At 42.4% G+C, this 12,925-nt stretch carries 12 protein-coding genes; 11 read left to right on the top strand and 1 reads right to left on the bottom strand.

The window, feature by feature from the left end:
- The first annotated feature begins 6 nt into the window (after positions 1-6).
- From ABD128_RS02940 to ABD128_RS02905, 8 genes are all read left to right on the top strand, one after another.
- Positions 7-174: a cbb3-type cytochrome oxidase subunit 3 gene (locus tag ABD128_RS02940; protein ID WP_343986271.1), complete on the top strand. Its 168-nt coding sequence runs from the start codon at positions 7-9 to the stop codon at positions 172-174.
- On the top strand, positions 167-1,078 hold the full coding sequence (ccoP, locus tag ABD128_RS02935) for a cytochrome-c oxidase, cbb3-type subunit III (RefSeq protein WP_343986268.1): 912 nt from the start codon (positions 167-169) through the stop codon (positions 1,076-1,078). The genes ABD128_RS02940 and ccoP overlap by 8 nt, the downstream gene beginning before the upstream one ends.
- 39 nt (positions 1,079-1,117) lie before the next feature.
- On the top strand, positions 1,118-2,533 hold the full coding sequence (ccoG, locus tag ABD128_RS02930) for a cytochrome c oxidase accessory protein CcoG (RefSeq protein WP_343986266.1): 1,416 nt from the start codon (positions 1,118-1,120) through the stop codon (positions 2,531-2,533).
- Entirely contained in the window at positions 2,534-3,025 is a 492-nt protein-coding gene (locus ABD128_RS02925) for a FixH family protein (protein ID WP_343986264.1), read from the top strand.
- A complete protein-coding gene (locus ABD128_RS02920) occupies positions 3,026-5,434 on the top strand; it encodes a heavy metal translocating P-type ATPase (protein WP_343986261.1) in 2,409 nt (802 codons plus the stop codon). It begins immediately after the preceding gene.
- Positions 5,435-5,436: 2 nt separating this feature from the next.
- A complete protein-coding gene (gene ccoS / locus ABD128_RS02915) occupies positions 5,437-5,691 on the top strand; it encodes a cbb3-type cytochrome oxidase assembly protein CcoS (protein WP_343986258.1) in 255 nt (84 codons plus the stop codon).
- A complete protein-coding gene (locus tag ABD128_RS02910) occupies positions 5,684-6,379 on the top strand; it encodes a sulfite exporter TauE/SafE family protein (protein ID WP_343986255.1) in 696 nt (231 codons plus the stop codon). The genes ccoS and ABD128_RS02910 overlap by 8 nt, the downstream gene beginning before the upstream one ends.
- A 610-nt stretch (positions 6,380-6,989) precedes the next feature.
- Entirely contained in the window at positions 6,990-7,586 is a 597-nt protein-coding gene (locus ABD128_RS02905) for a Yip1 family protein (protein WP_343986252.1), read from the top strand.
- Between the two features lie 55 nt (positions 7,587-7,641).
- Here ABD128_RS02905 and hldE read toward each other — a convergent pair whose 3' ends face one another.
- Entirely contained in the window at positions 7,642-9,063 is a 1,422-nt protein-coding gene (hldE, locus tag ABD128_RS02900) for a bifunctional D-glycero-beta-D-manno-heptose-7-phosphate kinase/D-glycero-beta-D-manno-heptose 1-phosphate adenylyltransferase HldE (RefSeq protein WP_343986249.1), read from the bottom strand.
- Between the two features lie 161 nt (positions 9,064-9,224).
- Between hldE and ABD128_RS02895 the strand changes: the two genes are divergently transcribed.
- The 3 genes from ABD128_RS02895 (at position 9,225) to rlmB (ending at position 12,816) form a co-directional block, all read left to right on the top strand.
- Positions 9,225-9,497, top strand: coding sequence for a hypothetical protein (locus ABD128_RS02895; protein WP_343986566.1), 273 nt, complete (start codon positions 9,225-9,227; stop codon positions 9,495-9,497).
- A gap of 137 nt (positions 9,498-9,634) precedes the next feature.
- A complete protein-coding gene (rnr, locus tag ABD128_RS02890; protein ID WP_343986246.1) occupies positions 9,635-12,052 on the top strand; it encodes a ribonuclease R in 2,418 nt (805 codons plus the stop codon).
- Between the two features lie 23 nt (positions 12,053-12,075).
- Positions 12,076-12,816 (top strand): 23S rRNA (guanosine(2251)-2'-O)-methyltransferase RlmB, encoded by a 741-nt coding sequence (gene rlmB / locus ABD128_RS02885; RefSeq protein ID WP_343986244.1) that lies wholly within the window; start codon positions 12,076-12,078, stop codon positions 12,814-12,816.
- Positions 12,817-12,925: the final 109 nt, after the last annotated feature.

The following is a 12,925-nucleotide window of genomic DNA, read 5'->3' as shown; positions in this document are numbered from 1 at the left end:
ATGGATATGAGTCTATTTAGAGGCATCCTAACAGTTTTATTATTGATATTGTTTGTTGGGCTTTGTGTATGGATTTTTTCTCGAAAAAGAAAAAAACAATATGACGATGCGGCCAAAATGGCATTAGATAGCCATCATTCAGATAAAAAGCAAGAGGTGAAGCGTGATGAGTGATTTTTGGAGTGGCTATATTATCGCGATAATTGCGATAAATATTATTGGCTGTGCTCTTTTACTGCATTTTACGCGTAAGAAAAAGGCAAGCGCCGAAGAAAACGAAACAACTGGCCATGTTTATGATGGCATCGAAGAATACGATAAACCAATGCCACGTTGGTGGCTGGTGATGTTTTACATCACGATTGTATTCTCGATTGTGTATCTGATTTTATATCCTGGCTTGGGTAAATTCCAAGGTGTGTTGGGATGGTCGAAAATCAGCCAGTATGAAGAAGAGATGGCAAAAGCTGACGAAAAGTATTTGCCACTATTTAAGAAGTACTCAGCGATGAGTATCGAAAGTTTGCAACAAGAGCCAGAAGCCTTGGCCATGGGGCAGTCTATTTTTTCGAATACATGTTTCGGCTGTCACGGTGCTGATGCTCGTGGCGGTATTGGTTTCCCAGATTTGACCGACAACGACTGGATTTATGGCGGTACTCCTGAAGACATCATCTATTCGATCACTGAAGGTCGTAACGGAGCGATGCCTGCTTGGGGTGAAACTCTTGGCGAGCAGAAGCTATCAGCTGTCTTGCACTATGTTTTAAGTGAAAACGAAGTTGAAAGAACCTACCGCAAAGACTTGGTGGAAGAGGGTAAAGAAGTTTACCAGACCTACTGCCAAGTGTGTCATAGCAATGACCTTAGCGGTAATCAAGAGTTAGGCGCACCAAACTTGAAAGACGATATCTGGTTGCATGGCGGTTCGATAACCATGATTAAAGATACTATCCGCTATGGTGTGAACGCTAATATGCCGAAGCATAAAGATATTCTTGGAAAAGATAAAATCCATCTAGTAGCAGCTTATGTATACAGTTTGTCGCAAGATGAAGAGTCTAAAGACGAACAATAAGCTTAAGACGTGTAAGTAGTTGTAACTTAGGGTGATATAATGTCTGACGATAATTTTTACGTTATTGGAGATGAAAAAGATCTCTACGAAAAGCGTAAAAAGATTTTCCCGAAAAAAGTATCGGGTACCTTTAATACTCTTAGAGTATTATCGGTTTGGTTGTTGTTAGGACTTTATTACGTATTACCCTGGGTTACATGGAATGATCAGCAAGCGGTATTATTCGATCTGCCTGCCCGTAAATTCCAAATATTTGGATTGACCTACTGGCCGCAGGACTTTATTTATCTTGCGATGTTGCTGATCATTGCCGCACTTGCATTATTTTTCTTTACCGCTGTTGCAGGACGTTTATGGTGTGGTTATGCCTGTCCTCAAACGGTCTGGACCGAAGCCTTTATCTGGATGGAGCGCTTAGTCGAGGGTGATCGCAATAAGCAGGTAAAACTGGAGAAGGAACCTTGGAGCTTTAGGAAGGTTCGACTCCGAGCTACCAAGCATTTACTGTGGATAGTGTTTGCATTATTCACAGGCTTCACCTTTGTTGGTTACTTCACTCCTATAAAAGAACTAACGGACTCTCTACAAACACTATCATTTAGTGGTTGGGAGTGGTTCTGGATCCTATTCTATAGCTTTGCCACTTGGGGTAACGCGGGCATGCTACGTGAGCAGGTCTGTATCTATATGTGCCCTTACGCGCGCTTCCAAAGCGCCATGTTCGACAAAGACACGCTAATTATTGCTTACGATGAAAAACGTGGTGAGCAAAGAGGCGGTCGTAAAAAAGACATGAGCAAGGAAGAGTATCAAGCCGAGGGGCTTGGTGACTGTATTGACTGTATGCAGTGTGTCCATGTTTGTCCTACCGGGATTGATATTCGCGATGGTTTGCAATACGAATGTATTGCCTGTGCGGCCTGTATCGATGCGTGTGATGATGTCATGGAGAAGATGGGGTATGAAAAGAATCTCATTCGATATACCTCAGATAATCATGACGCCGGCGGTAAGTTGAGGTTGTTCAGACCTAAAACCATTGGCTATGGTATTGCTTTACTTGCTATTACTACACTGTTTATCTTGTCGGTTTGGTTCAGAACACCGCTAGAACTTGACATAATCAAAGATAGAAACCGACTGTATGTGACCAACTCTGAAGGTTATATCGTAAATATTTATAAGTTACGTATCCTTAATAAGGATCAAGTCGCTCATACTTATACGATTAATGTTAACGGCAATGAAAACTTAGTGTATCAAGGACCTAAGCAGGTTAGCTTACCTTCCGAGGGGATAAGAGAAGTTCCGGTTCGAGTGGCTTTAGATCCATACTATCTAAAAGACTCGAGCTTTGAAGTGAACTTTACATTACAAGCCGTTGATAATGAGTCAATAAAAGTCGTCCAAGACGCAAAATTTATTGGCCCAGTGCAGCGTAAGCGGAGACGATAAGTGTCAAACGTTGAAAAAGAAAAACCATGGTACAAGCAATTTTGGCCCTGGTTTGTTATAGCTATCCCACTAACTTCGGTTATTACTGGTACTTCGCTCTTAATCATTGCTAGCAATACCACTGACAGCATGGTGGTCGATGATTATTACAAGGATGGTTTAGCCATTAACGAATCACTGGCTAAAAAACAGAAAGCTAAAGAGCTTGGAGTGTCGGCGACATTGTCATTCGATAATAATCGAGTTACCGTTGAAGTTACCGCAGATTCAGAAATCAAAGACAGTTTGTTTTTGAATTTCCAGCATGCGACTTTAAAGACTAAAGACTTTAGTTTAGCCCTTAAGCAAGATGCCTCAGGAAAATATTACTCAGAACTAAACCATGACATATCGGGGAAATGGTTTATTAACTTGCACCCTTACCAAAAGCAATGGGAAGTAGAAAGAAAAGTAACCTTGCCGAGTAGTTTAGAGGTGACCTTAGGTTATTAAATGAAGCAAAGTTATAAGTCGGAAACTTGTTTTCATTGCGAACTTCCAATACCTAAAGGGTTCGACAAGACATTACGAGTTTCTGGCGAAGAAAGAGCCTTTTGTTGTGAGGGCTGTTTAGCTGTTGCTGACATGATCGTTCAAAACAGCCTCGAAGACTATTATAAATTTAGAACCGAATCAGGTGAAAAACCAGAAGCTATCGTTGATCTTGAGCATGAACTACAAGCCTTTGATCAGAATGATGTTCAACAAGAATTTATCGTCAGTAAAACCGATAATAATAACAATATTTTACTCTACGCCGATCAAATCCGATGCAGTGCCTGTGCCTGGTTATTAGAAAGAACCTTAAGCCGCTTAAAAGGCGTGATATCGATTCAAGTGAACGTATCGGCTCAAGTTATCAGCCTCAGCTGGAATCCAGAAAGCATTAAGCTAAGCCGAATTCTTAAGCAAGCGCATAAGATGGGCTATTCGGCGACTCCCTACAAACAAGAAGAAGTATTACTTAAGCAAAAGCAGACCCAGAAACAGTGGCTGAAGCGTTTAGGCCTAGCTGGCTTAGGCATGATGCAGGTGATGATGTTTGCAGTAGCGCTGTATCTTGGTGCCTTCAGTGGCATGAGCAGTGACTTCCAATGGCTCATGCGCAGTGTCAGTTTTCTAGTGTCGACACCGGTGTTACTGTACTCGGGTTATCCTTTCTACTCGAGTGCATTCGCAGCATTGAAGAATCGTCAGTTAAATATGGATGTGCCAATTACCATAGCTTTAATCGTAGCTTATTCAGCGAGTATGTGGGCGCTGTTGACACACTCGGGTGAAGTTTATTTCGACTCGGTGACCATGTTTATCTTTTTCCTGCTGATTGGCCGTTATATCGAATTTAGAGTCCGCCAAAGAGTGAGTGAGCGCGTTTATAAGGGTAATGTTAATAAAATTAATTATGCCGAAAAATACGAGCCAGACACGGATAGCTACCGCGCCATTACAACAACATTGGTGCAGGAAGGGGACTTACTGTTAGTTAGAGCAGGTAAGCAGGTTGCAGTAGATGGAACCTTAGTTTCTGACACCGCGGAACTGGATGTTTCGATGCTGAATGGCGAATTTATGCCTGCTACTCTTGGCAAAGGGCAACAAGTCTTAGCCGGAAGCATAAATCATCACCAACCGTTTTTAATGAAAGCAACGGCCAGCGATAAAGGTAGTTACTGGGATAAGTTATTGCGCTTACAAGAAGCAGCTTTATTGGATAAACCCAAGATCGGCTTGCTAGCTGATAAGATTGCTCGATATTTTGTACTTGCTATCTTATGTATCGCTTCGTTGGTCGCGGCTTATTGGATAAGCGTTGGATCTGATGATGCGCTTTGGATCACGCTTTCAGTCTTAGTGGTGAGTTGCCCTTGTGCTTTGTCATTAGCCACGCCTGTGGCCATGACGTGCTCAATTCTTTCTTTTAATAAAAATAATATCTTAATCAAAGGCCAAGATTTCCTACAGAGTACGAACGAAGTCACTGATATAGTTTTTGATAAGACGGGGACTTTAACCCTAGGTAAGCTCTCAGTGGATTCGATTGATGTTTACTCTGACCATAACAAAGAAACGGTGTTAGCCTTGATTGCTGCTCTTGAGCACCGCTCTGAACATCCTATTGCTAAAGCGTTTGCTAAGTATCATTCTCCTGATATAGAAATGGATAGCGTCAACTTTTTACCTTTTAAAGGTGTTGAAGGTAGTAGATTAGGCAAAAGCTATTACTTTGGGAATTCACAAAATGCAGCCAGCCAACAGCTGTTAGAACAATGTGGCGATGATCCTGATGCGTTATATTTAACAGAAGACTCTAAGGTTATAGCTAGAGTCACTTTGAGCGACACCCTGCGCGAGGAGGCCGCCGAAGTTTGTCGGAACTTAACCGCAAAAGGCTACAAACTGCACCTGTTAAGTGGTGATCCTTCTAGCCAAGTACAGACCCTAGCTGAGAAGATTGCCTTTAAAGATTGGCTTAACGATGTGAAACCAGAAGACAAGCTTGCCTATATTCAGCAGCTACAAGACCAGCAGAAAAAAGTCCTAGTAGTTGGCGATGGTGTGAATGACGCTCCGATTATGGCAGCTGCAAATGCTTCGGTTGCTATGGCCGCTTCGGCAGATATTACTCGAACCTCGGCGGACTGCTATTTGATGGCTGACGATTTAAAGAATATTGAGTTCGCTTTAGCACGAGCTAAAAAGACTCACAGGGTCATCAAACAAAACCTTGGCTGGTCCTTGGGGTATAATTTTTCAATGATACCGCTAGCGGCAATGGGCTTTATCCCTCCCTATATTGCGGCTATTGGTATGTCACTAAGCTCTGTGGTGGTGGTAGTTAACTCTCTGAGGTTAAAAGAATAAATTTGGATGCTTTATATTTACTTATTCCAATTTCCATATTCCTATTAGTGGTCGCTATTGCGATTTTCTTTTGGGCGGTCAACTCAGATCAATATTCTGATTTGGACAAAGAAGCGCACCGTATTTTATTTGATACCGAGTCTAGTGAAGCAAAAACTAATGGTGAGCAATCTAGTGAAGAGCAGTCTGAAAAAGACTCAGAAGTTGGTCAAGATGAGCAAGTAGCAGGAAAGCAAAAGGATATACAAGATGACTGAGCTAACCGTTATTTGGTTACCAGCTTTTATCATGGGCTTATTAGGGAGCGCACACTGTATGGGAATGTGTGGTGGCCTTACCGTTGCTTTGAGTTCAGGCTGTGAACCATCGCGACAAGCAACTTTATCGCTAGTCTATCAGCTATTTCGAGTATGCAGCTACGCCATACTTGGCGGCATAGCAGGTGCTCTAGGCGACGTTATGAGTCGCTGGACAGATTTTCCAGTATTAATGATCGCTGCTTCAGTTCTACTTATCATGATGGGGCTGTATTTAATGGGGCGATGGAGCCTACTGACAGTGCTTGAAAAGCAGGGCGGTAAGCTGTGGAAATATGTGGTACCTGTGCAAAAGAAGTTTTTACCCATTCGTAATTTTTCTCAAGCCGCTTCGATCGGATTGTTATGGGGACTATTGCCCTGTGGCTTGGTTTACAGTGCCCTTGCGGTTTCTGCAGCAAGCGGTAGTGCTATTAACGGTGTCGTTACAATGCTGGCTTTTGGCTTAGGCACCTTGCCAGCGCTGTATATAACAGGGGTCTTTGCCAAGCACTTGTTGCAGTGGTTTAAAAAGCCTTGGCTAAGAACTAGTATCGGTCTCATATTTATCGCCTGGGGCTCATACCAAATTCACTCAACTCTAACCCCACCAAGCGAAGGTGGAGCAAACCAACACCATCATCATTAGAGATAAATTAACAGCTAAGTCGTTAATTTTTAGCTGCAAGATATAGCTTAGCTCTCTGGAGTAGGCATGTCATTTTTTAAAGCTAGGCCACAGTTTTATAAATGCTTGCTAGCGAAAAGTTACCGGATAATAACTAAATCATAAATCACATCACACTATATCCTGGATATACCTTTAGCTTTCTTTATTTCTCATAAGAATCAATAACCTCCTATAAATAAAAGCGTCCAAAGAGCACTCTATACTTATCCAATATCAGAGTATTTAGAAGGAATGCAGCATTAAATAACACCATCATTCGGTGACGAAAATATACTAAAACATTAATCCAGAACCTATTTAAATTATTAAATCTAAGAGATATACTGTTGTCGAATAAGATATTCTAAGTGATGTGCTGAAAGGGGAGCTTTGGGCTTTGCTGAGTATTCCCGAACTCAATTTTTTAACGTTAATAGCTGCGCAACATTAGTGATAAAGATAAAACCGATTGTTAACGATGCTAGAAAGGATTTGTTTTTAAGTAGAAAAAGAATTAATGAATGAAGTTATGGCGGTTAAGTAAGCTGTGGGGGCGTGCTGTAGCTACCAAATATAAAGAGGAAGCAGAATGAAAAATAGATTTAATATGTTGTACAACCCAGTGAAAACATGGCAAAACATAAAAAAGAGAAATTTCACGATTCCTCAGGTTTACTTTAGGCTTTTATTAGTAATGGCGCTGTTACCGCCATTTTTTGGCTTTATTGGTGCTGTTTATAGTGGTTGGAGAATTGCTGATGAGCCACCAGTCAAACTCACTTGGGAGAGCGCACTAGGCATCGCAATAGTAGCTTATATCGCTATTTTAGTCGCTGCTTACGTCTATTCACGATTTATTCATTGGATGGCCAAAACTTATGGCTCTAAAGCAAGTTTGGCTGATTGTTTTGCGCTAGTCAGTTATTCGTGTATTCCCTTATTCCTTGTTAGTGTGTTTAGTGCTTATCCATTACTTTGGATGGATTTACTATTAACTTTACTTGCCATTGCGTATTCCGTTCGACTTCTATTTCTTGGAACGCCAATTATGATGGATATTGACGAAGATAAAGCGTTTTTCTTCTCAAATTCAATTATCACAGTAGGCCTAGTGCTAGTCGTTGGCGGTATGGCAATCAGCGTATTGTTCTGGGCGAATGGTGTTGGCCCGATGTTTACTCGCTAAAATAGAGCACATAAAGTAACGCCTCTGCTGGCAAACCAGTGGAGGCGTTTTTAGATTAGGAGTTTTTACTCTTATCAATAATTTTAGTGGTGGAAACGCCGTCAATAAAATCTAAAATAATAACGTCTCCGCCATTTGCTAGGACACTTTCTGAGCCAGCAATTTCTTCGACTTTATAATCACCGCCCTTGACTAAGACATCAGGAGCAAGAGCTTCAATCAATCGCTGTGGCGTGTCTTCGGTGAATTCAACGACCCAATCGACGCTTGCCAATTCCGCTAGAACTGTCATGCGCTGATCGCTAGGGTTAATCGGTCGGCTGCGACCTTTAAGTCGCTTAACCGATTCATCGCTATTAACGGCGACAATTAAACGATCACCGAGTTTCGCTGCTTGCTTTAAATAGGATACATGACCAGAGTGAAGAATATCGAAACAACCATTAGTCATTACAATTTTATCACCGGAAGCTTTTGCTTGTCTTATTAACTCGATTAATTGCAGTTCGCTAAGAACGCCTTGCTCAAGTGGTTGTTGCTGTAACATGGCATAGCTTAACTCTTGGGTGGTCACGGTTGCGGTTCCGAGCTTGCCGACAACCACGCCAGCGGCCAAGTTAGCCACTTGTACGGCTTCTTGCAGTGTCGCACCAGCTGCCATAGCTCCCGCCAGTGTTGCTACTACAGTATCACCGGCACCAGTGACGTCATAGACTTCACGAGCTTGTGTCGGTTGTAAGTATGGCTCTTGATTAGCGCTAAATAACGCCATTCCTTTTTCGGAACGTGTAACTAATAAACTGTCGATATTGAGTGACTTACGAGTTTTCTTAGCAAGCTCTAAGAACGATTCTTCAGACCCAGGCTTCCCAGCAATCGCTTCGAACTCGGACTGATTCGGTGTGATTAAGGTCGCCTGACGGTATTTTGTAAAGTCCGAACCCTTTGGATCGACAATAACAGGTTTACCTGCAACAAGTGCCGCCTGAATAATAGGTTGTGGATCGGCCAATGTGCCCTTGCCATAATCAGAAAGAACCACCACATCGTGTTGCTCAATGAGCTTACTGATGTGTGTGATGTCTAAGCCGTTAGTCAGTGAAAAGTCTTTTTCAAAGTCAGCTCTGAGCAGTTGCTGACTTCGGCTCATCACTCTGAGTTTGGTAATAGTCTGTTGGTGTGTACGTTTTTCGAAGTGACAACGAACCTTCTGGTGTTGCAGTATTTCTTCAAGGCTTTGTGCTGCTTCATCATCACCAGTGATGCCGCACAGTGTGACATCGCACCCGAGAATGGCTATGTTCAAAGCCACGTTCCCCGCGCCACCAGCGCGATCTTCAGTATTATTCACATTAACCACGGGCACTGGTGCTTCTGGTGAAATACGACCTGTATCACCATACCAGTAGCGATCGAGCATAATATCGCCAATAACTAAAACGCTGGAATTGTTAAATTTTGGAAGAGTTAGATTCAAAATGTATCTCAACGGCCTATATTAAGGATATATTAATCATATCGCGTTACCCTATTTGATGTAAGAGTTGAGAGATACTTTGTTAAATTTCAAAGGCTTTCAGGTAAACTCTTGTTCATCAAGTGACATAAAGGAGAGCTAAAGTGAAAAATTTAATGATTATGATGACAGTTGTTATTGCTACTTTAGTATTAACAGCATGTGCTGGAGCAAGAAAAGGGTATAGTGCGGAACAATGCCGACAGGCCGTCGATACCGCCTATAAAGAGTTGAATTTTGCCAAAAGCGAAGGTTTCGCTGGAACAGTGAATTACACTAAAGCGGCAAGCCTACTAACCGCGGCAAAAACCAATCAGACTTTTGAAAGTTATGATGCCTGTGTAGAGAATGCTGAAAAAGCCAGATTTTACATTCGGGAATCGAAAAAAGGTTAATAACGTTAAAATGTCGTTAAATTACAAGTAAAGGCGGCCTCAGGGTCGCTTTTTTGTCTTATAATCAGTTTAATTCCAATTAGACTTGGTCAGCGGGGACGTTAATAGATACAATATCAAAAAATTAGGAAGAATATATGCCAAAGAAAACCCATAAAGATCCACAAGCAGAATTAGAAGCACAACGTTATGAAAACCCAATCGCCAGTCGACAGTTTATTTTGTCAGTACTGGAAAAGGCCGGAGAGCCTGTCTCTTTTGATACCATTGCGAAACAATCCAAAATTACCGAACCAGAACAAAAAAGAGCCCTTGATAAGCGTTTAAACGCAATGGAGCGCGATGGACAACTAATCTGCAACCGTAAGGGTAAATATTGTTTAGTCGACGCGACAGATCTTGTGCGCGGTAAAATATTAGCCCACAGAGATGGCTACGGATATTTGGCTTTAGAGGAAGGTGGTGACGACTGGTATATCTCACCCCGCGAAATGCATAGTGTATTTCATGGTGATAAAGTTTTGGCGCGAGTTAAGAAAATTGATAAACGTGGTCGCACCGAAGCCAGCATTGTTGAGATATTAGATGGCTCAACCAATCACATCGTCGGGCGCCTGTTCGAAGAAAGCGGACTGTTATTTGTAGCTTCTGATGATCCTCGTATTTTACATGATCTGATTATTTCTCCTGATGACACGCTTGGCGCTGAAATTGGTCAGGTAGTAGTCGCTGAAATTGTACAACGCCCTAAAAAGAATCGTCATGCTCACGGCATTATTAAAGAGGTCTTAGGTGACCACTTGTCCGCCGGTATGGAGATTGAGATTGCGATCCGAAATCATCAAATTCCGCACGAATGGCCAGAGGAAGTCACGAATGAAGTGACTGAACTTCCTGTTGAAGTAACTCAGAAAGACTGGGAAGGTCGTGTAGATTTAAGACAATTACCACTAGTTACTATTGATGGCGCTGATGCTAGAGACTTCGATGATGCTGTCTATTGTGAAAAGCAGAATGGCGGTGGCTGGAAGCTTTGGGTGGCGATTGCTGACGTGAGTCATTATGTTCAACCGGGCTCAGCGTTAGATAAAGAAGCGATTGAGCGGGGTAACTCAGTGTACTTCCCAGAGTATGTTGTTCCGATGTTGCCTGAAATATTATCCAATGGCCTGTGTTCGTTAAACCCAGACGTCGATCGTTTATGCATGGTTGCTGAACTCGACTTGGACTCTTTAGGTAATGTTACGGACACAGATTTTTATCCCGCAGTTATGCATTCACATGCTCGCTTTACCTATGAAAAAGTGTGGGCGATTTTGGATGGCGATGAGGCTTTAAGAAAAGAATACGCCCCACGCGTAAAAGAGCTTGAAGAGTTGTATGACTTATTCAAAGCCCGCTTAGCACTGAAAAACAAACGTGGTGCTATTGAGTTTGAAACTACCGAAACACAAATTATCTTCGACGAAAACCGCAAGATTGAGAACATTGTCGGGCGTACGCGAAATGATGCTCACAAGATTATTGAAGAGTGTATGATTTGCGCTAACGTTGCGGCGGCTGAATTTATTGAAAAAAGTGATTTGGCCGGCATTTACAGGATCCACGAAGGACCATCAGAGGAGCGCTTAGAAAAGTTTAGAGCTTTCCTGGGGGAGCTTGGGATCTTCTTGTTCGGTGGTGACAAACCTGAGCCACAAGATTATCGCGAGTTGCACGATGCAATTAAAGAGCGTCCTGACTACGAGTTAATCCAAACCATGATGTTGCGCTCGATGATGCAGGCAGTATACAGTCCGCAAAATGAAGGGCACTTTGGTTTAGCGTTTGATTCCTATACTCACTTTACTTCGCCGATTAGGCGTTATTCTGACTTGTTAGTGCACCGTATTATCAAAGAGCTTTTACAAAAGAATAAGGTCACTGGTACGGAAAGCGGTAAAGCCTATACAACCCAAGAGTTAGTCGCATACGCAGAACACTGCTCTATGACTGAGCGCCGCGCCGATATGGCCACGAGAGATGTCGTCGACTGGTTGAAGTGCGAATATATGTTGACCCGTGTTGGCGAAGAGTATTGGGGTACAGTGGCGACTGTCACCAGCTTCGGTATTTTCGTTGCATTGGATGAGCTTTTTGTTGAAGGCTTGATCCATATTAGCGAACTTGGTGATGATTATTATCACTTCGATGCGACTAAGATGCGCTTAATTGGGGAACGCAAAGGACAAAGCTTTAGAGTCGGCGACCGAGTAAAAATCAAAGTCGTGAAAGTTGATCTTGAACAGCGCAACATTGACTTTGAATTGCTTGAGCGCGAAAAAGTGAAGCGTGAAGAAGTTAAAGGTTCGGAACGCAGAAAGCTTTATTCTAAGGCTAAACGTTCAGGCTCTCTTTCTAATAAAGAAAGGTCTAAAAAGTCAGCCTCGAATAAAGATGGGAAGCCTAAAGGTAAAACCGGAGCTAAACCAGGTCGCTCAAAGGGAGCAGCAAGTAAAGGCTCAAAAAACGTAAAGAAAAAACGCGGTAAAAGTGGTAAGAATAACCGCGGTTAATTAACCAATATTGAAAGGTTTATATGTCTGAATTAGTGTATGGCGTTCATGCCGTTGAAGTGTTGCTAAAAAGAAACAGCGATAGTGTGCAACGATTATTTGTGCAGCGAAATCGTCATGATCAGCGTGCTCATAAGTTAGTTAAACTGGCTCAATCTAAAAATATTCAAGTGATCCAAAAAGATCGAGAAGAGCTGGATGATATGACGAAGCAGCGTCACCAAGGGGTGATTGCTGAATGTAGTAAGTTAAAAGAAAAACAATTTCATGAGAAACACATCCCAGACATTCTTGATGCCTTGGAAACAGATCCTTTGATCTTAATTTTAGATGGTGTGACTGACCCTCATAATCTTGGCGCTTGTTTGCGTAGTGCCGATGCCGCGGGTGTTCATATAGTCATAGCGCCAAAGGATAACGCTGCCAGTATTACTGACGTAGTACGCAAAGTCGCTTGCGGTGCTGCAGAATCAGTGCCATTTATTCCAGTTACAAATTTATCTCGCACCATGAAGCAGTTACAAGAACGCAATATCTGGATTGCGGGTACTGCCGGTGAAGCGGAGCAGGATATCTATCAAGCTAACCTGAAAGGTGGATTAGCTATCGTCATGGGCGCTGAAGGCGATGGCATGCGTCGCTTAACTCGCGAAAATTGTGACTTCCTGATTAAGATCCCAATGGCGGGTGAAGTTTCTAGTTTGAACGTTTCGGTAGCAACGGGTGTTACACTGTTTGAAGCTGTAAGACAGAGACAGAAATAAGAATGAATCAGAAGGTTCTTTTAGGATTGTTAGTTGCATCGTTAGGACTAAATGCTTACCTATTGTGAAGTCGGATAATAAAGCGTTATCCGATATGCGCTCTATCTTT

This window comes from Kangiella japonica (assembly GCF_039523535.1).
Taxonomy (GTDB): domain Bacteria; phylum Pseudomonadota; class Gammaproteobacteria; order Enterobacterales; family Kangiellaceae; genus Kangiella; species Kangiella japonica.
The sequence above is the reverse complement of the archived record's forward strand: the minus strand, read 5'-3'. Positions and strand labels throughout refer to the sequence as shown.